We start from the raw sequence: 20,957 nt of genomic DNA, 5'->3' as shown, positions 1-20,957 counted from the left end.
CAAGAGCGATTTTCAGAAACACCGCCAAAAGTATGGATGCATTTAAATGGTATTTTAGTCAGTCGAAACAGTTTGCACGACTGTTTTACTTAAATTTTATAGTTTTTGCAACACTTATTATGTTTCCGCTCATTCGCTTAACTACAGGTATTGTAAGGGATAAACCCATTTTTGAGATCGCACTTCTGACAGGGTTTTTGGTGATTTTTATGATTAAACACCTTTATGTGCTAAATCAGCAGTTTTGTACCCGTACCATTCCTGATTTGTATAAGTCGGCAATTTTGCCTGTAATAAAAGATGAACAGGATTGGCGGTGGAGTTACTTTTTATATGGATCGGCTGTGTTAACCGCAACTCTTGTTCCATTGGTAAGTTACGAAAGAGGTAGAGGGGGAGATGGCGGAGGAGCCAGTTCTTGTGGTTCGTGTGGAAGTTCTTGTGGTAGCTGTGGTGGTTGTGGAGGTGACTAATACTTTTTGTTGTTTTAATTAAAATCTTCATCAAATCTTAATCTTTCTGCCGTAATATTGTAGGCATAAGGGGTGAGAGCCTTATATCAACTTCTAGTTGAGAGCGTTAATTTAGATAGAGGATGTAGCCAGCGGTTACATCCTTTTTTTTATTCCAGGCATGTGATATGAAGGGGCTAAATGTTAATTAGACGATTGCAAGATTTGTCTCTTCAAGTTCCTTCAATAATGCTGATACCTCGTTCCAGTGATTTATCCTTTGGTGATGATCTTTTTCTATATTGTGAAATGCTGTAAACATTAAGGCTTTTCCCTTACAAAAATCAAGGTTTTTACAATGGTCGTCAATTAAATAATCGGTATCTATTAGACTCTTATCGCCGCAAAAAATGATATTCTTCCAGCCGATAAAAGGGAAGTGCTCTGCAAGCCACTCGCGTTTTTCGAAGAGCGATAAGGGGAATTCCATGGCGGCTGAAACGATATAGATCTCGTAGTCTTCCATTAGTTTCTTTACGGCTTCAACAGCGCCTTCCATAACCGGCAGGTTCCTGAAAAAGCCTGTTCTATTGCAGATCTTCATTACCATTGCCCTGTCCGGAAAAAGTTCTTCTTCCGATTTGCCTTTTATATCATTGCGGGTAAGTGAAATGCCTGTTTCTGTCTGATAGGTCTGAAGTATATGGTCTTCTATGTCCGCGAGAACGCCGTCCATATCAATGCCTATTGTTTTTCTCATGATTTGCTGTATTTTGCAACAAAAATATTTAATTTTGCAATATATTGCAAATTATAATCCTGATAAATTTATATATTTGCAATATATTGCATTGGTATGGTAAAAGAAGAGCGTCTACAGATCATTATTAATACCCTGGAAAAAGACACCAAGGTGCGGTTGAACGAATTGAGCACATTGTTAAATGTATCAGAAGATACTGTACGCCGTGATATTAAGGAACTCGATATGCAAGGGCTGCTCAGGGCGGTTAGGGGTGGCGCAATTGCCCATTCGCCCATTCCACAGCATTACCGGGATAGGGAAAAGTACAATCAGCAGCACAAACAGGTTATTGCAAACAAAGCCTTAGCGTTTTTGAAAGATGGTCAGGTAGTGTTTTTCGATGGTGGTACATCGGTAGTAGCGTTGGCTGCCGCATTGCCTAAAGATTTAAAAATCACCATTATTACCAATAGCTTTCCTGTTGCCAATATTTTGGAAGATCACCCCAATGCCGAAGTAATATTTGCTGGTGGAAGATTGCATAAAACGGCATTTACTACTATGGGACAAGAAACCATTGATACCTTTAAGAAAGTGAGGGCTGATATCTGTATGTTAGGGATTTGCAGTGTGCATCACAGCATGGGCATTACCTCAATTATATATGAAGATGCACAGTTGAACAACATCATGATCAACCAAGCGCAGAAAACCATTGCGCTTTCGGCGCTCGAAAAAATAAATACCGTAGAGCCTTATTATGTTTGTCCGGTGACCGATGTAGATGCAATTATAACTGAAACCGACCCTAATGATGCTGCTTTTATACCTTACAAGCATTTGGGGATAGAAGTATTGTAATCATTTTTATTATCTTCATGATATGAAAAACGCATCTCTATTTTTTTTTGTTTAATCGCACTGGGCTCATACAATGGTTACGCGCAGATCAAAACCAGCACATCTACAGTAGTTATTCCTCAACCTGACTTTGCAAGCACTATGCCTACTTATACAAAAAATGGGATGAGTGGATTTTATAGGTATTTGAGTAGTGAAGTTATGCCCTTAATGAACAAGGAGGATTTTAGGAACAGCGGATATCCTCCAACTAAATTAAAGATGCTGTTATATATCAACGAAAAGGGAGATATAACCGATGTTGGTTTCCCCGATGAAAGCCTCACTAAAGATTGTGAAGCTAAAATGAGGGCTAAACTTTTAACATTAAAGGGTTGGAAAGCTCCGGTTATTGATGGCAAACCTATTAAAAGTACTTTTCTTTGTAGCATCAATTGTATTTTGTGGCAATAAAATTAAATAATGAAAATACAGGTAATAAGTGATCTGCATCAGGAATTTGGTGTTTCGGAATTAACTTTCAAAAATGCTGATCTGGTCATTCTGGCAGGCGACATCAATTTAGGGACAAAAGGTATAGAATGGATTAAAGAAAGTATTCCAGACAAACCTGTAATTTACGTTTTAGGCAATCACGAATATTATAAAGGAACATATCCCAACACGCTCAATAAAATAATAGAAGCGTCAAGAGGTTCTAATGTCAGCGTGTTGGAGAATGATAGCATGGAGCTCGAAGGGATAAGGTTTCATGGGGCGACTTTATGGACAGATTTTTCGCTATTCGGTAATCCGATAGAATATGGTATAATTTGTCAGAGTAAAATGAATGATTACCGGATGATTAGAAGGGATACCACATACTCAAAGTTAAGGACAATCGACACCTATAAAATCCATCAGATTTCTAAAAAATGGCTGCAGAAAAGCCTTGAAGAATCAAAGAGATATAAAAACGTTATTATTACCCATCATGCGCCAAGTATAAGATCTGTACCAGAAGAGTATAGAGCGGATCCGGTTGCTTCAGCCTATGCATCAGATCTTGAAGATGTCATTATCAAATACAAGCCTGCTTGCTGGATTCATGGTCATGTTCATACTCCTGTAAGATATAATGTTGATGAAACTGAAGTTATTTGTAACCCCCATGGATATATTAGTGAAAAATATAACGGTTATCAAAAGGAACTGATCATTGAAATTTAAAGGCCTTACAGTTTATGCATGCCGCTTGTGGATCATGTAGCGGATTATAAATAAGGTTTCGCGTTCAAAGAATTTTTAATGCTATTGTATTACAAATACCCCTGAAATAAGAAAAGAGACAATCTATCCAGACTTGTCTCTTTTTTCTAACCAAATATAAACCTGTTATGAGCCAGGCTTTGTCTTTAATCTTCTATCTAAACCGGAGTTTTTCAAGAAAATGATTTATCTTTTTTAGTAGTGATAAACATCGTTCCGTTTATTACTCTACAAATATAGTAAAAAATTTGATAGTGTAAAAAATACACTAAGAAAAATTTAAGTATTTTTTTTGTCATTTTTTATTTACCTGCCCTTTTGTAAGAGATTTTGGTGTTTAAAACGACTGTGTTGCAAATATAGCAGAAAAATATGTTAAGTAATTGTTAAATATTGTCAATTTATGGTACGATTTAGTCAAACGTTTGTTTAATCCTTGGTAAAAAGTGAGTTTTACGAAATTTATGGGTTATTTTTTAGGTATTATGAGTTGTTAAGTGAATTTTTGATGTAAAAATTGAATAAAATAAATTTTAGATGTGGTTTTGAAATGAAATTTTATAGGTGAAAATTGTGTTTAAAACAAAAAGGCAACATTAAATGAATAATGTTGCCTTTTATATAGTCTAGAAAAGCGCTTAAAGCACTTTTTTGTTACAAACTTGCGTAATATTCTACAAATTTAGCTAGTGCAGAAGAATATCCCCATTCGTTATCGTACCAAGATACCACTTTAACGAAATTATCGTTCAGTGAGATACCTGCTTTTGCATCAAAAATAGATGCGTGATCGTCACCAATAAAGTCAGAAGAAACAACTTCGTCTTCAGTATAAGCCAACACGCCTTTTAATTCGCCCTCAGAAGCAGCTTTCATAGCTGCTTTAATTTGCTCATAAGTAGCTGGTTTTTCTAAACGTGCAGTTAAATCTACTACTGAAACGTCAGCAACAGGAACACGGAAAGACATACCGGTTAATTTACCTTTTAATTCAGGTAAAACCATGCCTACTGCTTTAGCAGCACCAGTAGAAGAAGGGATGATGTTAGAGAAACCGCCACGGCCACCTCTCCAGTCTTTAGCAGAAGGACCATCAACTGTTTTTTGAGTTGCAGTTACAGCATGGATTGTACTCATTAAACCTTCAACAATACCAAAGTTATCGTTTAAAACTTTAGCAATTGGTGCTAAACAGTTTGTAGTACAAGATGCATTAGAAACAATAGTTTGATCTGCAGTTAATTTATGGTGGTTTACGCCCATTACATAAGTAGGGATATCGCCATCTTTAGCAGGAGCAGAGAAAACTACTTTTTTAGCACCTGCAGCAATGTGTTTCTCAGCATCGGCACGGGTTAAGAATAAACCTGTAGATTCGATTACTACTTCAACACCTACAGCATCCCATTTTAAATCAGCTGGATTTCTTTCTGCGGTTACGCGGATTGTTTTACCATTAACCACTAAATTACCATCAACAACTTCAATAGTGCCATCAAATTTGCCATGTGTAGTATCATATTTTAACATGTAGGCCATATAATCTGGCTCGATCAAATCGTTAATCGCTACAATATCTAATCCTCTTTTTAATGCGGCTCTGAAAACCAGTCGGCCAATACGGCCAAAGCCGTTTATTCCAATTTTGCTCATTGTTCTGTTAATTAATGTAATGTTTTAATAAATTTTGTATTGGTTCTTTAATAATGCTTTTAATTTTTATGTCGTATCTGCCTGCTACCAACCTTAACCGGTCTTCGAGCTCGGCACCTACTTTACCTACAATATGTATCTCCCGGTCGTTGTATTTTTCTGCCATCGGCAAAACATAAGTTTCGATATATTTTTCAAATCCTCCATCAATCAGCTTACGGATATATTCGTGTTTGCTGTTTTGGGTAAAGAAATCAAAAAATGAGGTTAAAAATATATTCGCCTGCGGCTTATTGTAAATGCGTTCTAATATTTGAGGGCGGTCTAGATTGTAGGTCAATGTGAATTTGGTTTCAATGTCTTTAGGCATTTTAAGGCTCAAGAATTCCCTAAGCAGTATTTTTCCAAAGTAATTTGAAGAACCTTCGTCGCCTAAGATGTAACCTAATCCAAAGTTATTGTTTACTGGCTTTTTTCCATCAAAGTAAGCGCAATGTGCACCACTGCCCAACATGCCAACAATACCAGGCCGATCATAACAGGCGGCTTTGGCGGCACCGAATAAATCATTCTCTACAACAATTTTGCTGTATTTGAAAAATGATGCAAGGGTTTTTGCCAATTCCTCTTTTCTGTCTGCTGATGATGCTCCGGCTGCAAAGAAATAAATTTTCTTTATGTTTTCTGCATTGTTAACCAAAGCAACTTTTTTGTTTAAGATCTGTAAGATCATTTTTGGATCAACAAAGCAGGGGTTTAAGCCAGTAGTATTGCAATGTGCCACTACCTGTCCATTTTGTGTTATTTTCCAAAATGCTGTTTTCGATCCGCTATAAACAACTGCTACCATATTATATTGAAAGTACCTCTGTCATTTCCATTAAATCGGGCTCGAGTTTAAAAGAATGAGCGGTTAAAGCCTCTCTTATGCTGGTTAATTTTATTTCGTTTCCTTTTAAGCCTACCATTTGCTCCGTTTGGCCTGCAATTAACGCATTTACTGCGGCAAAACCTAAACGACTGCCCAAAATTCTGTCGAAACTGCTTGGGCTACCACCACGTTGAAGGTGGCCAAGAATGGTTACTTTGGTATCGTAATGATCAAAAGTTTCTTTTACCTTTTTAGCAATATCATAAGCGCCGCCTTGTTTATGACCTTCGGCCACAATAACAATACTCGATGATTTTTTTGTAGCTGCGCCTAAGGCCAGTTTATTAATCAATTCGTTAACGCTGGTTTCTCTTTCAGGTAACAAAACAGCTTCGGCACCACTGGCAATCGAACTTCTTAATGCAATACATCCCGAATCGCGGCCCATTACTTCTATAAAGAACAAACGGTCATGCGCATCGGCAGTATCTCTTATTTTATCGATCGCTTCGATTACTGTGTTAATCGCAGTATCGTAACCCAGGGTAAAGTCAGATCCAACTAAGTCGTTATCAATTGTACCCGGTATACCGATTACCTTAACTCCAAAAGTTTCCGAAAAACGTTTCGCTCCGGTGAATGTTCCGTCGCCACCGATTACCACTAGTCCATCAATACCGTTTTTCTTTAAGTTATTGTAGGCAATCTGTTGACCTTCGTCTGTTTTAAACTCTAAACAGCGTGCAGTTTTTAATATGGTACCACCCAAGTGTAAAATATTACTTACAGAACGGGCGTCCATTGGTTTTATGTTGTCGGTAATTAAACCCTGGTAACCTTGCATTACACCAAACATGTTAATGCCATGGTAAATTCCGGTACGTACAACAGCTCTGATTGCAGCATTCATTCCAGGGGCATCGCCTCCAGAAGTTAATACGGCTATATTTTTTATATTTGGCTCCATCTTTATAATACGAATATAGTGTGTATTTTTTACACTAAGTAATTTATTTTATTTTTTTTACTTAATATTGAAAGTCATACCTTTATCTGCTTAAAATAACTAAATTTTACTTTGGAACAAATTTTACCTCATTTAGATTCTGTATTCTCGATAGATTGCGTTTTGTTTGGATTTGATGGTAAGGAATTAAAAATCCTGCTGATCGAAAGGAATGAAGAACCGTTTAAAGATTGGTGGGCACTGCCCGGTAACATTGTTGGTCCTGATGAGAGTTTAGATCAATCAGCCTCTCGCATTTTGTACGAACTTACCGGTTTGCGCGGTATTTACATGGAGCAGTATTATGCTTTTGGCGATCCGCACAGGCACCCGCAAGGAAGAGTAATTACTTTGGCTTATTATGCTTTGATCCGTTTGGGCGGTGATAAAGAACTACGCCCCATCAGTACTTATGCTAAACGGGCCAATTGGCTGCCGATTACCGATCTGCCTAAACTGGCTTTCGATCACCAGAAAATTTACGATAAAGGGTTAGAAAAAATAAAACGCCGGATTAAACACCAGCCAATTGCTTTCGAACTCCTGCCAGAGAAATTTACCTTAACACAATTGCAGCATGTTTATGAGCTGGTTTTGGGTAAAAAACTCGATAAGAGGAACTTTAGAAAGAAAATTGTGAGTTTTGGTGTACTAAAAGAGCTTGATGAAAAACAAAAAGGTGTTTCTTACCGTGCGGCTACTTTGTACCGTTTTGATAAGCGAAAATACGCTAAACTTTTTGGGAAGGAGATCTCGTTCTAGCGGAGAGCCTTAAGCGTGAAGCGGAGAGTTGAAAGAAAGCAAAAAATAATTAAACTTGTTATATAAAAAAAATCCCCGATTTGAATTTAAATCGGGGATTTTTTGCTTGTGTATTATATTTTATACGACTCTGGACTAAAGATTCCGGGCTGGGAAGCTCCAAACTGAAAACTCCCAACTAAACCTTAGGGGCTAGCTCCAGGTGGTAATGTACCAGATCATCTATAGGTGAGCGGATAATTTTGCCTACGCCCATTTCGTAACGGTCGGCCACGATACTTAAAATATCACGGAAACTATAACCTACAGAACCCACACAGTTTAATTTGTGGTCTTTATAGTTAGGGTAGTGGATTACCAATGCTTCGAAAAATGCAGTAAAAGCATAGTCAATGGTAGCAAAAGCATAATCTTCGTAGTTATCTTTAAAATCGTATAAGAATTTACTAAAGCTTGCGCAGAAACGGTTTGGCAGTGGCTTGTTATAAATGTTATCGAAAATATCTTCGTTGGTTAAAGCGTAGTTATCGTAAAAAGCTTCACGTAGCCCTTTCGGCATGTAGCCTTTCATGTAATCGCTTAAAATGCGTTTACCGATGTACGAACCGCTACCTTCATCACCCAGGAAATAACCTAATGAATCGATGTTCATGGTAATCTCAGATCCATCATAAAGGCATGAATTTGTACCTGTGCCTAAAATAGCTGCAAATCCTGGCTCGTTTCCAAGGAGTGCTCTAGATGAAGCAAGTAAATCATGACCTACAAAAATGGTTGCATTGGTAAAGATCTGTTGCATGGCATCAGCCACAATCTTAACATTTGCAGGTGTTGAACAGCCGGCACCGTAGTAATAAACTGCTGTTAATTTCTCTCTTTCCAAGTGGTCTGGAAGAGTCTCATTCAAAGACTTTACAATGTACTCTCCTTTTGAAAAATATGGATTGTAACCTTCGGTGTTAAAGTAAATTTTTCTGCCGGCCTCGTTAATCAAACACCAATTTGTTTTGGTAGATCCGCCGTCTGCAATTACTATCATTTTATTTATTTTTGGTTTTAGCACGATAAAAGTATAAAAAGTCTTATATTTTGTATCCTTTTTTTTAATAATTTTTTAACAATTTGTTGTTGTCGAAAATTAAGTGTGTAAAAAATACACTATATAGGGCGTTTAATCGCCGAAAAACCTTAAAATTATACCAGGAAAGGCATTGGTCTTTTTTTTTAACATCAACAATATTTTACAACCAGATAGCGAAATGAACAACAGATTTTTAGATTTCAGGAGTGATACGGTAACCAAACCTTCTGCCGGAATGTTAGATGCCATGATGAATGCAAAAGTGGGCGACGACGTTTTTGGTGAAGATGAAACGGTGCATGCGTTGGAGACAAAACTGGCTTCGACCTTTAATATGGAAGCTGGATTATTTTGCCCGTCAGGAACGATGACCAACCAGATTGCGATCAAGTGTTTTACCCAGCCCATGGATGAGGTGATCTGCGATCAGACCGCACATGTTTACCGCTACGAAATTGGCGGCATTGCTTATCACTCGGGCGCATCGGTAAGATTGTTGTATGGTGAACGCGGAATTTTGACACCAGAACTGATTGAACCTGAAATTAACGAAGATAACATCCATTACCCCAACTCCAGTTTGGTTGTTTTGGAAAATACAGTAAATAAAGGTGGCGGAAGCTGCTATACCTTATCACAGATTGCCCCGATCCATCACCTCTGTAATATAAAAGGATTGAAACTGCATTTAGACGGTGCGCGTATTTTTAATGCACTTGTGGCTACAGGCGATGAGGCAGGCGAGTACGGCAAATATTTTGATGGGATTTCGGTCTGCCTATCTAAAGGACTTGGTGCACCAGTTGGCTCTGTGCTATTGGGCAGCAAGCAAATGATTCATAAAGCCCGGAAAATTAGAAAAGCTTTTGGCGGAGGCATGCGCCAGGCAGGGTTTTTGGCTGCTGCTGGCATTTATGCGCTCAATCATCATGTAACACGCTTAAAAGACGATCATGCCCATGCGCAGGCTTTGGCAAATGCACTGGCCATGGCAAAATATGTAAAATCGGTAATGCCTGTTGAGACCAATATTGTTGTTTTTGAAGTAGAAAAAGGTTCGGCAGAGAAAATTGTACATCAATTGAAAGAAAAAGGACTCCATTGCAATACCACCAGTGCAAGTACAATCCGTTTGGTTACACACCTGGATCTGAGTGCAGAAATGATCGATCAGGCTATCGAAATAATATTACATTTGTAGGTATAGTCGGGAGACCCGGAGACGGAAGTCCGAAGTTTTTAGTCAATAGTTAAATAGTTAATGGTCAATAGTCCGGTTTAATAAGATTATAAGTCTAGCCAAATGCCTAACCACTCCAAACTCATAACCCCAATCTCTAAACTTTTAATCGCTAACCGTGGCGAAATCGCTTTGCGCATTATGCGCTCTGCGAAGGAAATGGGCATCAAAACAGTTGCTGTTTTTTCAGAAGCAGATCGTAATGCGCTGCATGTACGTTATGCTGATGAGGCGGTTTGTATCGGGCCGGCTCCATCCAACCAAAGTTACCTGGTAGGAGAGAAGATTATCGAAGCCTGTAAATTAACCGGCGCAGAGGCCATTCATCCAGGCTATGGTTTTTTGTCTGAAAATGCAGGTTTTGCACAGAAAGTTGCCGATGCAGGGTTGATTTTGGTCGGTCCGTCGCCAGAAGCCATGGAAACCATGGGCAATAAACTTTCAGCAAAGGCGGCAGCATTAAAATATAACATCCCGATGGTTCCTGGAACGGAAGAAGCCATTCAGGATGTAGGAGAGGCAAAACAGCGTGCCATCGAAGTTGGTTTCCCCATATTGATCAAAGCTGCTGCAGGTGGCGGGGGCAAGGGTATGCGTATTGTAGAGCGGGCTGAAGATTTTGAAGAACAGATGCAGCTTGCGGTAAGTGAGGCTACCTCGGCCTTTGGTGATGGGGCTGTTTTTATCGAACGATATGTTACCTCGCCGAGACATATCGAAATACAGGTTTTGGGCGATAGCCATGGCAATATTGTTCATCTTTTTGAAAGGGAATGCTCTATTCAGCGCCGTCATCAAAAAGTAGTAGAAGAAGCACCCTCGTCGGTTTTAACCGAAGAAATCAGGCAGCAGATGGGTAAATGCGCAGTAGATGTGGCCCGTTCGGTTAATTATAGCGGTGCAGGTACTGTTGAGTTTATTTTGGACGAAAACCTCGATTTCTTTTTCCTGGAAATGAATACCCGATTGCAGGTAGAACATCCCGTAACCGAATTAATTACAGGTATAGATCTGGTAAAAGAACAGCTGAAAATAGCCTCAGGCGAAAGACTTAGTTTTAAACAGGAGGATTTGAAAATTAGTGGACATGCTATAGAACTTCGAGTTTATGCAGAAGATCCGGCCAATAATTTCCTGCCTGATATTGGTACTTTGCAGACTTACAATACGCCCAAAGGCAATGGAGTAAGGGTTGATGATGGCTTTGAGCAGGGCATGGAAATCCCGATTTATTATGATCCTATGATCGCCAAACTGATCACTTATGGGAAAGATAGGGAAGAAGCGATTGCTCGAATGGTGAGAGCAATTGAAGAATATGATATTACGGGGATAGAAACTACTTTAGGTTTTGGTAAATTTGTGATGCAGCACGAGGCTTTTAAAACGGGTAATTTCGATACGCATTTTGTAGGTAAATACTTTAAGCCAGAAAACTTAAAGGTACAGGATGAAACAGAAGCCTTAATTGCCGCGGTAATTGCTGCAAAACTGTTTGATAAAAAGGAAGTGGAGTTGGGTGGTGCAGCAGTTAAAAATAGCTCCGATTGGAGAAAAAATAGATTGAAATATTAAAGAATAGATTTAGCGCGATCGTCATTCCCAACTTGATTGGGAATCGTAATCCCTCGGTAGGATTTGTATGGGGGATTAAGATTCCCGCCTGCGCGGGAATGACGATGTAAAAAAAATACATTATAAATGTTCACAGGAATTATAGAAACGCTTGGCGAAGTTACTGCCATTAAAAACGATCATACCAACATCCACTTTACCATCTCTTCTGCAATTAGCCATGAGCTGAAAATCGACCAGAGTGTAGCCCATAATGGAGTGTGCCTGACAGTGGTGGCTTTAAATGATGGAACGCATACCGTTACCGCTATAGATGAAACGCTAAACAAAACCAATCTCGATGGTTTAAAAGTAGGCAGTAAAGTTAACCTTGAGCGCTGCATGCAGATGAATGCCCGTTTAGATGGTCATATTGTGCAGGGGCATGTAGACCAGACTGCTGTTTGCGTGAAACGTGAAGCACTGGATGGAAGTTGGGAGTACCGCTTTAAATACGATGCTTCGGCCGGAAATGTAACAGTAGAAAAAGGTTCTGCCTGTGTAAACGGTATCAGCTTAACTGTTGTAAATTCTCAGGCGGACGAGTTTTCAGTATTTATCATCCCTTATACCTTCGAACATACCAATTTACAGGAAGTTGAAGTTGGCGATACGGTAAATTTAGAGTTCGATATTATAGGCAAATATGTTGCCCGGTTAATGAATCGATAATCTTTATTTTTGTTGCTCGTTTGTTGTTGTTAGTTTGATAAGTGGTGTTTTATTAAATTATTGCCGTTGTGCTAACGCTTAATTTTTCATAACAGTACAGGACGGTTGGTTAAATAATATTTCTGATTATCGTGTAGTTAAGACTAAAAATTAACGCTAACCAATATGAACAAGAATTCCTGTACCTCAGGCACAATAACTACCCTTGCCTTATTTCTTTTATTTACAACGAATGTTTTAGCACAGAAAATCTCGGTAAAAGATTTCACCGTTGAGCATTTAGTAAATCCTTTTAGTATTGATAATCCAAAACCCAGATTTAGCTGGAAAATTGTTTCGGATCTAAAAAACACCAAACAGCGCAGTTACGAAATCAGACTGGGTACAACAGCAAATATTGATAAAGTTTTATGGAAGGCTGCGGTAAAAGATGATCAATCGGTATTGATTGCCTATGATGGCCCCGGATTATCCTCAAAAACCAAATATTACTGGCAGGTTAGGGTAAAAGATAACCACGGAAATACATCTGCATGGTCGCCGGTTCAGTTTTTTCAAACAGGTTTAAAACCTGAAGACTGGAGTGCAAAATGGATTTCGGTAATAGGAAAAGATACTTCGCTGGCCAGTCCACTATTCAGAAAAGAATTTAACCTGAAAAAAGATGTAAAATCTGCAATGGCTTACATAACTGCTAAGGGTTTGTATGAGGCCAATATTAACGGCGGACGGGTTAGCAACGCTTATTTTGCACCAGGGTGGACAAGTTATAAAGATCATATTCAATATCAGGTTTACGATGTTAAGCAATCACTAAAGAAAGGGGCCAATGTAATTGGTGTTTCGTTAGGCGATGGCTGGTACAAAGGACGTATCGGGTTTAGTAATCAAAAACAATTTTATGGCGATACCAGAGCTTTATTGATACAACTGGAAGTAAAATATACTGACGGAACCACAGAAACCATTATAAGCGATAACAGCTGGAAAACAGGTTATGGGCCAATACTTGCCTCCAATATTTATGACGGAGAAACCTACGATGCCCGTTTAGAGCCCCAAGGCTGGAGTAATACTGGCTTTAAAGAAAACACTTCCTGGAAACCTGTGCAGGAACTCGCCAAGGGCCCGGAAAAGCTGGTTGGGATGAGCGGACCGCAGGTAAGCAAACACGAAACGTTTAAAGCCTTAAAAATATTTAAGACCCCAAAAGGTGAAACCGTGGTTGATTTTGGGCAGAACTTAGTGGGCTGGGTAATGTTAAAAGCCAAAGGTGCAGCAGGTAGCAAAATTACCATTAGCCATGCTGAGGTATTAACCAAAGAAGGAAATTTTTATACCACTAACCTCCGGTCGGCAAAACAGCAGAACAATTATATTTTAAAAGGTGGAACCGAACAGGTATTCGAACCTCATTTTTCTTTTCAGGGGTTTAGGTACGTCAAAATAGATGGGTACCCTGGCGAACTAAAATTGGAAAACCTTACCGCCGTAGCTGTTTATTCGGATATGAAAACCACCGGAAAATTCACGACTTCAAACCCTTTGCTAAATCAACTGCAGCACAATATTTCATGGGGACAGAAAGGAAATTTTGTTGATGTGCCAACAGATTGTCCGCAAAGAGACGAACGTTTGGGTTGGACGGGTGATGCACAGGCATTTGCCACAACAGCTGCATATAACATGGATGTATCGGGCTTTTTTACCAAATGGCTAAAAGATGTTTCTGCAGATCAGCTTCCTAATGGCAGCGTTCCTTTTGTTGTTCCAAATGTGCTGAACCAAAATGACGCAGGTTCTGCTGGTTGGGCCGATGTCGCCACTATTATCCCCTGGGATATGTATGTTTCGTATGGAGATAAAGGCATATTGGAAACGCAGTATGGCAGTATGAAAAAGTGGGTTGATTATATTTCTTCAGTGGCGAAGAACAATCTTTGGAACACCGGTTTTCACTTTGGCGATTGGTTGTTTTACCGTCCTAATGATGATAATGATGGCCGTGCCGCGGTGACGGACAAGTATATGATTGCCCAAACATTTTATGCGCATTCTACACAGTTGCTTATAAATGCAGCAAAGGTATTGGGCAAAACAGAGGATGTAACCAAATACAATGCATTATTGGAGCAGATTAAAGCGGCTTATATCAAAGAAAATATGACGCCGAATGGAAAGTTGATCTCCAACACCCAAACAGCATATGTATTGGCCTTACAGTTTGATATGCTGCCTGACAACTTACGTGCACAGGCTGCACAAAGATTGGTTGATAATGTAAAAGATTACGGAAACCACCTGACTACAGGTTTTTTGGGCACGCCATACCTTTGCCACGTATTAAGCCGCTTTGGACACGAAGATGTAGCTTACAATCTGTTACTGCAGGAAAGTTACCCTTCGTGGTTATATCCGGTTAAAATGGGAGCAACCACCATCTGGGAGCGCTGGGACGGTATTAAACAGGATGGGTCTTTCCAAACGGCTGATATGAATTCTTTTAACCATTATGCCTACGGAGCTATCGGCGATTGGATGTATAAAAATATTGCCGGCATTAATCCGGTATCAGCACAACCAGGTTACAAAACCATTTTAATTGCACCGAGACCAGGAGGGAAATTAACCAGCGCATCGGCAGAACTGGAGACGGTGTATGGTACTGTTAAATCATCGTGGACAATTGCAGATGGGTTTTTTAAACTCGACGTAACCGTTCCGGCCAATGCAACCGCTACCGTAGTATTGCCGAAAACTGATAAAAAAGAAGAAATAGGCTCAGGTAGCTATCATTTTGAATATAAATATTAATCGCTTATAATTGCAGCTTCGTTAAAAGAGATTGTGTCACTATTTTAAATTTTCGAAGGGTCGTCATTTCCAACTTGATTGGGAATCTTAATGCAATTAGCTTTAAGATTCCCGCCTGCGCGGGAATGACGGTTTAGTTTAATAATGATAAGGTCTCTGTGAGATGCAGTAAAAAGATAAATGTACAGTAAAGAAGAAGCAGCCCGTCTGCGCCAACAGTTTTGGATCAGTTTCGGGCAATATATGAAACCCGTCCCTTCAGCAAGTGGTTCTACCGTAAACTGGACGAACTACAAAACGGGTGTGAAGAATATCTTCTTTAAAATGGATGTTGATGGTAAAAAAGCCTTTATCAGCATTCAGCTGTCGCATCCCGATACTGATATCAGGCATCTCATCTTCGAACAGTTTGAAGAGTTTAAGCTCCTGTTTACCAATACCATAAACGAAGAGTGGGACTGGATCAAAGATGCAACTGATGATTTTGGTAAAACGGTATCACAGATTTCGATCAGCATTACGGGAGTGAGCATCTTTAATCAACAGCACTGGCCTACATTAATCTCGTTTTTTAAACCCAGAATAATTGCCTTAGATGAATTTTGGGACAATGTAAAACCTGTTTTCGAGGATCTGGTTTAATCAGTAAGGTTTAGCTGCGCAATTCTATCCTTTGAAAATTTAATTTCTTCTTTATCATCGGTTAAGCTGGGCTTGCTTTTTAAATAAAGGTTATAATATTTAAGTGCATTTTTTTCCTGCTTTAAACGGGTATCGTAAAATACGGCCAAGCGATAATATAAAGTTGCTGTTGCTTTAAATTGCAGACCTTTTTTGTAAGCGGCGTTTGCCAATGTGAGTTGGTTGTTTTCTTCATAAACCAGTCCCAATAAAGAATAATAGCTTGAAGTATTGGGTGAAATAGCTTCGTCTATAGTTTTCCTAGTATAAATAGCCGCCTGCGGATAATTTTTTAAAGCGCGATAACTGAGTGATGTATAGTATAGCGTAGCCTCATTTTCCATCGCTGCTACCTCCAATTGTTTAAAAAGATCAATCGCTTTCTGATACTTCCTGGTATAATAATAAGCTTTTGCAACATCTTTTATCACCCCTGCGTCGGCACCATCTTTCAACAGTTTCTCTCCTGATGCAATTACTTCGCTGTACTTTTTAAGCTGGTTGGCAATGGGAAGTTTCGCTCTTTGCAGCACGAGATTATCACTATCTCCCTTAATGGCAATATTAAGTACATCGTAAGCTTTTTCATATTGCTGATAAGCAGCATGCACCTCAGCCAGATCGGTAGCAACATCGCCCTCTAACGGATTGATCAGATTAGCCTTCAAGAGGTAGATGAGTTTAAGTGAATCATCCTTTGGAGAACTGTACAAATTAGCCAGCAGTTTGTACACATTAAAATTATTACTGTCTATTTTCACAATTTCACCGTAATACAGTTTGGCCTTTTCAGTATTACCTCTTTTGGTGTTGATACTACCGAGACTGAAAAGAATAGGCAGGTTTTGTGGCTGCAGCGTATAAGCTTTACTATAAAATTTTTCGGCTTCTACATTATTACCAGCCATTAAAAAACAATAGCCAATCTGGCTGAGGGTTTTGAAATCGTTCACTTCTTCTCTATAAATACCCTTGAGGTATTGAGCAGCATCGCCATAACGCTGGGTCTGATAAAAATCGAAAAGCTTCTCCTTGTCAACAGCGCTTGTATTTTGTGTGTAGCCTGCTAAACCTAAGCTAAATAAGGACAAAAATATTAGAAGCTTTTTCATAATTGTTAATTTTAAACTAATTTATTAGTTGTTTTCGGTATTTCCAAATCTGTTTTGTTAAAAGATTGGGCAAATAAAACAAAATAGGGGTTAAGGGGTTTATACAGAATAGTTGAACTAAAAAATAAGACCTATGAATACTTTAAAGAAGTTTGAATTAATGGAAAAGATCGTGCGTGAATTGGAAGATTTGCAAAACTCTCAGCAGGCACTTATTCAGAAAATTGGTAAAATTGAAGTCGATAATATCGAATTGGGCGATAATCGCCTTGAAAAAGATTTACCGGATATTCATCAAAATTTAGCTGATAACTTAGATACTATCTCGGGAATTTTAGATTACTTTGCAGGTAAAACACAAAACTTTGGTGATAAAAACAATGTTGATGCTTTAAAAGAACAAGAAGCCATTAACAACGCCACCAGCTAAAATTAATCGCATATGAAATTTTTATCTTTAACCGTTGCCTTTTTGCTTGTTGGCTTATTCGCCAGCGCACAGGTACTGCCATCTTTCCAGCTGGGCATTAAAGCTGGTGCAAATTTTTCGAAATTTGATAGTGAAAATACTTTTAACAGTAACAACCGCGCAGGTTTTTATGGTGGCCTTTGGGCCAGGGTAGGTGCTGCAGGTGTTTACTTCCAGCCAGAGCTTTATGTGTCGGGCAAAAAAGCAGATTTGGTAAGTGAGTCAACGGGAGAAGTAAATAAAGTGCGTTTTACAAGTTTAGATGTGCCATTATTGGTAGGTACTAAGTTTGGTGCTGCTGGTATTGGCCTCCGTTTAAACACCGGACCGATGTTTTCATTAATATTAGATGAAAATCAAAGTTTTGGTCAGGCAGCAGGGAGCGTTTTTAGGGCCGACTTTAAAAATCAGGCTTTGGCCTGGCAGTTTGGAGCAGGTTTAGACCTTAAAAAATTAAGCTTCGATGCACGTTACGAACTTGGATTATCTAAAATCAATAAAGCAGGTTATCCAGGCACTAAGTTAAACTTATTTACAGTTGGCTTAGGTTATAGGATTTTGTAATTTTAGTTGGTTATTTCCTACGATGCGTCACCCTGAATTCATTTCAGGGTCTTTTTTAGTATGATAGATGCTGAAACAAGTTCAGCATGACGATACTACTAGTTAAGTGAACCTAATTAATAAGAAAGGGAGATAAAATCAATTTTATCTCCCTTTCTTATTAATCCTCTTTTTCCAGGTCAACTTCCGTAAGCTCATAAGCAAACGATCCATTTTTGGGTATAATGGGGGTTGCTCTGCCAATACTGAGCGCTTTAATAAAAGATGCACCAAAATAAAATATCAACGAAGAGTAGAATACGAAAAGCATAATTACAATAATTGAACCTGCTGATCCATAAATGTTGCTGATGTTACTCAGTGGCAATAAAATCCTTAAAATATATTTTCCTGCTGTAAATAGGCATCCGGTTAACAGGCCGCCGGAAATTGCCGCCCGCCAGGTTGGGCGCCCGTTTGTTAAATACCTAAAAAGTATGGTAAACCAGGTGGTAACGATGATTACAAAAACCAATTGGTTGATTATGGAAGTCAAAATCAATTCGAAAGAAGGAGCACCGTTTTTTAGATAGGCACCAATATAAGCCTGCACACTATCGGCCAGTAAACCGATAAAAAATAATATGCCGGCAAATAAGATAATCGTAACGGATATCGCCCTCGATTTAAGGGTATTGATGATCCCTTTTTTATCTTTTTGGCCAATGTTCCAGATCTGCTCCAAAGAGTTTTTAATCACATTGAATAGGGTGGTAGCTACAAAAAGGAAAAATATAAAACTGAACAAAGTAACATACCAGGCCTGATCAATACCCCGGATGTTTCTTAATGTAGTTCTGATCTGTAAAATACTCTCATTGTCGAGAATACTGGCCAGGCGTTCGAAAAGGTGTGTAGCCAATAAACGTCTATCGGTAAACATACCAAACAGCCTGATCAGGATAATTAATATTGGGGGTAAGGCGAAATTGGTAAAAAAAGCAGTAGCGCCAGCCAGGCGTAAGGGATCATTCTGTTGAAATAAATTAAATGCTTTTCTTATGGTCGAGAAAAAAAACTTCAGATCTTCTGTTATCGATGGCATTACTCCTGCGTTAAACTCAAAAGGCCGAAAATAGTAAAAATACTTTATTCAGCCTTTTATGCATGTAAAGATTCTAGTTTGTTTTGGTGAAAACCAGTAAGGTTTTATCGCCATTTAACAAATGCAGCTTATTATCAATTATTTTAGCACCATTAACCTGATTAAGGGCATGTAAGTAAGCGCGTTCGGCTGCATCAGTTTCCTGACAGAACATTTTTGTACCAAAAACATTTTTAACGGTTATTTTATTATCTGCAATTTCTCCCTGACCGCCGTAATTGTTACAAAACGATTTTCCACTGACTTTCAGACTGTCTGCAAAGTTTAGGGTTGCTTTTGCTGTGCTTGGTAATGTTAAGCCAGATAGTTCAGTTAACTCCCATTTGGTATTGTTAAAGCTTGCCGGGTCTAATTTTTCTTTACAAGAACTCAATAATAAGATCAGCATTCCACAGAAGATTAGGTGTTTCATAATGTAAGGTTTAAATGATTTCCTTTTTAACATCAAAAACTAAACCATAAAAAGACAAAATTGCTTTTTGAAAGCGCTAAACTGGCTTTTCAATCTTCATCCAGTGATGTTTTATGTCATGGTAATCGAAAATAGAGATCCGTTTTAAACCCACTTTTTCCAGAACATGGATAGATCCCAGGTTATCGATATCTGCTATGCCAATAATTTCATGCAGATTTAGTTCATTAAAACCATAGTCTCGTGCCGCCGCTGCAGCTTCTGTAGCATAGCCCTTGCCCCAAAACCGTTTACTGAACCGATAGCCCAGATCGTAATAATTAATATGGTTATTGGTAGATTCTTTAATTAGTTTTAAGCCCGACCAACCTACAAAATTACCTGTTGCTTTTTCGGTAACAGCCCATCTGCCAATACCGTTTTGGATATATTGCTTTCTGATAAATTCGATTTCTGGGATACTTTGTTCGATTGATTTTACAGGATTATTGCCCAGGTAAAGGTGCACTTCAGGATCACCATCCATTTCAAACATGCCCTCGGCATCTGTAGGTAGCAATTCGCGTAAAATTAAACGTTCGGTTTCGGCAAAAATCTTCATTTATAATCTTTTGTTCAAAATTAAGATAATTTGTGAACCTTATCTAAGACTGTCTTCGTAAATGGGCCCGTACATACTTGGTACCTTATTCCCTGTTGAACGCAGGTATACAATCATTTCGCCACGGTGGTGATAAATATGGTTCATTAAAAATCCCCGTATTACCTGGATCCTTGGCATGGGCTGGAGAACCGTTTTACCTCCAGCGGTCATTTTCCAGTCTTCGAACATGCTTTTGTCGGTGGCCGATTCGATACTTTCTTTGGCCCTGTTAAAGGCCCGTTCAAATTTGCCAATAATGTTTTCGATATCGCTGATATCTACCTCGTCACGCTTATAGGTATCCATGTTAAATTCGTTACCATGGAAAGTTCCGGGATACCAATCGTAGATTTCAGCAATGTGCGATGCCAATTGGGCCGTAGTCCAGGAATGTGCTGAGGGTATAAAATCCAAAGCACTGTTTGGTATTGCATTTAAAAGTTTGCGGGTGTTTTCTGCTTCATGAAGAAATTCACCCAAAAGTGATTTAACCAGCATCATTTTATTTTTTATAATAACTGCGAAATGGGGTGGTACTTAATAAATCACTTTAAGTGCCTTTTGGTTTTAAAAAGCTGCCATCAATGATTAAAAGTTTCACGCTTTCCTGTGATACTGACCGGTGCGAACTTAAATCGTCAGAAACCACATATGTCATCCCCGCGCTAAGCGCGAATGTTGCTCCATCTTCCATTTCACTTACAAAGCTACCTGCCAAACAATGTACAATGTGGCCTTTCTGGCACCAATGATCGGCAAGGTAGCCCGCAGAATAGGTTACAATCCTGATCCTTAAGCCGTCCAGGTTTAAGGTTTGCCATGTTGCTGTGCCTGTTTCGCCAGGGTATTCTACTTTTTCTATCTGACTCCAATCTATATTGGTAAAGGGTATCGTATACATAGCTGTTTTTTA

General features: G+C 38.9%; 23 protein-coding genes. 12 read left to right on the top strand and 11 right to left on the bottom strand.

The features are described 5' to 3' along the window. Positions 1-32 precede the first annotated feature (32 nt). Positions 33-473, top strand: coding sequence for a hypothetical protein (locus EYS08_RS26035; protein ID WP_208745843.1), 441 nt, complete (start codon positions 33-35; stop codon positions 471-473). A 187-nt stretch (positions 474-660) separates the two neighbouring features. Here EYS08_RS26035 and EYS08_RS11360 read toward each other — a convergent pair whose 3' ends face one another. Further along, positions 661-1,212, bottom strand: a complete 552-nt coding sequence (locus tag EYS08_RS11360) for a 5' nucleotidase, NT5C type (protein WP_131030144.1) — start codon at positions 1,210-1,212, stop codon at positions 661-663. 96 nt (positions 1,213-1,308) lie between these two features. Between EYS08_RS11360 and EYS08_RS11355 the strand changes: the two genes are divergently transcribed. From EYS08_RS11355 to EYS08_RS11345, 3 genes are all read left to right on the top strand, one after another. Beyond that, complete coding sequence (locus EYS08_RS11355; RefSeq protein ID WP_131030143.1) at positions 1,309-2,058, top strand: DeoR/GlpR family DNA-binding transcription regulator; 750 nt, start codon at positions 1,309-1,311, stop codon at positions 2,056-2,058. Positions 2,059-2,223: 165 nt separating this feature from the next. Beyond that, positions 2,224-2,511: a hypothetical protein gene (locus EYS08_RS11350; RefSeq protein ID WP_131030142.1), complete on the top strand. Its 288-nt coding sequence runs from the start codon at positions 2,224-2,226 to the stop codon at positions 2,509-2,511. A 9-nt stretch (positions 2,512-2,520) separates the two neighbouring features. Beyond that, entirely contained in the window at positions 2,521-3,267 is a 747-nt protein-coding gene (locus EYS08_RS11345) for a metallophosphoesterase (RefSeq protein ID WP_131030141.1), read from the top strand. Positions 3,268-3,960: 693 nt separating this feature from the next. Here the strand turns inward: EYS08_RS11345 and gap are convergent. The 3 genes from gap to pfkA are packed head-to-tail and all read right to left on the bottom strand — an operon-like array spanning position 3,961 to position 6,797. Further along, positions 3,961-4,959 carry a type I glyceraldehyde-3-phosphate dehydrogenase gene (gap, locus tag EYS08_RS11340; protein WP_029280245.1) on the bottom strand — a complete coding sequence of 333 codons (999 nt, stop codon included), beginning with the start codon at positions 4,957-4,959 and terminating at the stop codon, positions 3,961-3,963. A gap of 7 nt (positions 4,960-4,966) precedes the next feature. Next, positions 4,967-5,809 (bottom strand): hypothetical protein, encoded by an 843-nt coding sequence (locus EYS08_RS11335; protein WP_131030140.1) that lies wholly within the window; start codon positions 5,807-5,809, stop codon positions 4,967-4,969. A 1-nt stretch (position 5,810) separates the two neighbouring features. Continuing rightward, on the bottom strand, positions 5,811-6,797 hold the full coding sequence (gene pfkA, locus EYS08_RS11330; protein ID WP_131030139.1) for a 6-phosphofructokinase: 987 nt from the start codon (positions 6,795-6,797) through the stop codon (positions 5,811-5,813). A 111-nt stretch (positions 6,798-6,908) separates the two neighbouring features. On the opposite strand from pfkA, the gene EYS08_RS11325 reads away from it, so the two are divergent. Beyond that, complete coding sequence (locus EYS08_RS11325) at positions 6,909-7,598, top strand: NUDIX hydrolase (protein WP_051692040.1); 690 nt, start codon at positions 6,909-6,911, stop codon at positions 7,596-7,598. A 178-nt stretch (positions 7,599-7,776) separates the two neighbouring features. On the opposite strand, the gene EYS08_RS11320 is transcribed toward EYS08_RS11325, so the two are convergent. Beyond that, entirely contained in the window at positions 7,777-8,637 is an 861-nt protein-coding gene (locus EYS08_RS11320; protein ID WP_131030138.1) for an N-acetylglucosamine kinase, read from the bottom strand. 220 nt (positions 8,638-8,857) lie between these two features. On the opposite strand from EYS08_RS11320, the gene EYS08_RS11315 reads away from it, so the two are divergent. The 5 genes from EYS08_RS11315 to EYS08_RS11295 all read left to right on the top strand — a co-directional run bounded on the left by EYS08_RS11315 (position 8,858) and on the right by EYS08_RS11295 (position 15,661). Continuing rightward, on the top strand, positions 8,858-9,880 hold the full coding sequence (locus tag EYS08_RS11315) for a threonine aldolase family protein (protein WP_131030137.1): 1,023 nt from the start codon (positions 8,858-8,860) through the stop codon (positions 9,878-9,880). Between the two features lie 102 nt (positions 9,881-9,982). Further along, positions 9,983-11,494 (top strand): acetyl-CoA carboxylase biotin carboxylase subunit, encoded by a 1,512-nt coding sequence (accC, locus tag EYS08_RS11310; protein WP_131030136.1) that lies wholly within the window; start codon positions 9,983-9,985, stop codon positions 11,492-11,494. A gap of 126 nt (positions 11,495-11,620) precedes the next feature. After that, on the top strand, positions 11,621-12,205 hold the full coding sequence (locus tag EYS08_RS11305) for a riboflavin synthase (RefSeq protein ID WP_116250110.1): 585 nt from the start codon (positions 11,621-11,623) through the stop codon (positions 12,203-12,205). 165 nt (positions 12,206-12,370) lie between these two features. Further along, on the top strand, positions 12,371-15,019 hold the full coding sequence (locus tag EYS08_RS11300; RefSeq protein WP_131030135.1) for a glycoside hydrolase family 78 protein: 2,649 nt from the start codon (positions 12,371-12,373) through the stop codon (positions 15,017-15,019). Between the two features lie 180 nt (positions 15,020-15,199). Beyond that, positions 15,200-15,661, top strand: coding sequence for a DUF4268 domain-containing protein (locus tag EYS08_RS11295; RefSeq protein ID WP_131030134.1), 462 nt, complete (start codon positions 15,200-15,202; stop codon positions 15,659-15,661). Here the strand turns inward: EYS08_RS11295 and EYS08_RS11290 are convergent. Then, positions 15,658-16,812 (bottom strand): tetratricopeptide repeat protein, encoded by a 1,155-nt coding sequence (locus EYS08_RS11290; protein WP_131030133.1) that lies wholly within the window; start codon positions 16,810-16,812, stop codon positions 15,658-15,660. The two genes, EYS08_RS11295 and EYS08_RS11290, sit on opposite strands and share 4 nt — an antisense overlap. A gap of 133 nt (positions 16,813-16,945) precedes the next feature. On the opposite strand from EYS08_RS11290, the gene EYS08_RS11285 reads away from it, so the two are divergent. After that, on the top strand, positions 16,946-17,242 hold the full coding sequence (locus tag EYS08_RS11285) for a hypothetical protein (RefSeq protein ID WP_029277458.1): 297 nt from the start codon (positions 16,946-16,948) through the stop codon (positions 17,240-17,242). Between the two features lie 12 nt (positions 17,243-17,254). Beyond that, on the top strand, positions 17,255-17,845 hold the full coding sequence (locus EYS08_RS11280; RefSeq protein ID WP_057932575.1) for a porin family protein: 591 nt from the start codon (positions 17,255-17,257) through the stop codon (positions 17,843-17,845). 160 nt (positions 17,846-18,005) lie between these two features. On the opposite strand, the gene EYS08_RS11275 is transcribed toward EYS08_RS11280, so the two are convergent. The 5 genes from EYS08_RS11275 to EYS08_RS11255 all read right to left on the bottom strand — a co-directional run bounded on the left by EYS08_RS11275 (position 18,006) and on the right by EYS08_RS11255 (position 20,945). After that, the gene (locus tag EYS08_RS11275) at positions 18,006-18,929 is read right to left on the bottom strand and encodes a YihY/virulence factor BrkB family protein (RefSeq protein WP_131030132.1); all 924 of its coding nucleotides are present in this window, start codon (positions 18,927-18,929) and stop codon (positions 18,006-18,008) included. 73 nt (positions 18,930-19,002) lie between these two features. Next, positions 19,003-19,401 (bottom strand): META domain-containing protein, encoded by a 399-nt coding sequence (locus EYS08_RS11270; protein WP_165456427.1) that lies wholly within the window; start codon positions 19,399-19,401, stop codon positions 19,003-19,005. Positions 19,402-19,477: 76 nt separating this feature from the next. Further along, positions 19,478-20,002, bottom strand: a complete 525-nt coding sequence (locus tag EYS08_RS11265) for a GNAT family N-acetyltransferase (RefSeq protein WP_131030130.1) — start codon at positions 20,000-20,002, stop codon at positions 19,478-19,480. A 39-nt stretch (positions 20,003-20,041) separates the two neighbouring features. Next, positions 20,042-20,545 (bottom strand): DinB family protein, encoded by a 504-nt coding sequence (locus EYS08_RS11260; RefSeq protein WP_244215931.1) that lies wholly within the window; start codon positions 20,543-20,545, stop codon positions 20,042-20,044. Between the two features lie 49 nt (positions 20,546-20,594). Beyond that, a complete protein-coding gene (locus EYS08_RS11255) occupies positions 20,595-20,945 on the bottom strand; it encodes a DHCW motif cupin fold protein (RefSeq protein WP_131030129.1) in 351 nt (116 codons plus the stop codon). Between the last annotated feature and the right edge of the window lie 12 nt (positions 20,946-20,957).

This window comes from Pedobacter kyonggii, assembly GCF_004310665.1.
Classification (GTDB): Bacteria; Bacteroidota; Bacteroidia; order Sphingobacteriales; family Sphingobacteriaceae; genus Pedobacter; species Pedobacter kyonggii.
The sequence above is the reverse complement of the archived record's forward strand: the minus strand, read 5'-3'. Positions and strand labels throughout refer to the sequence as shown.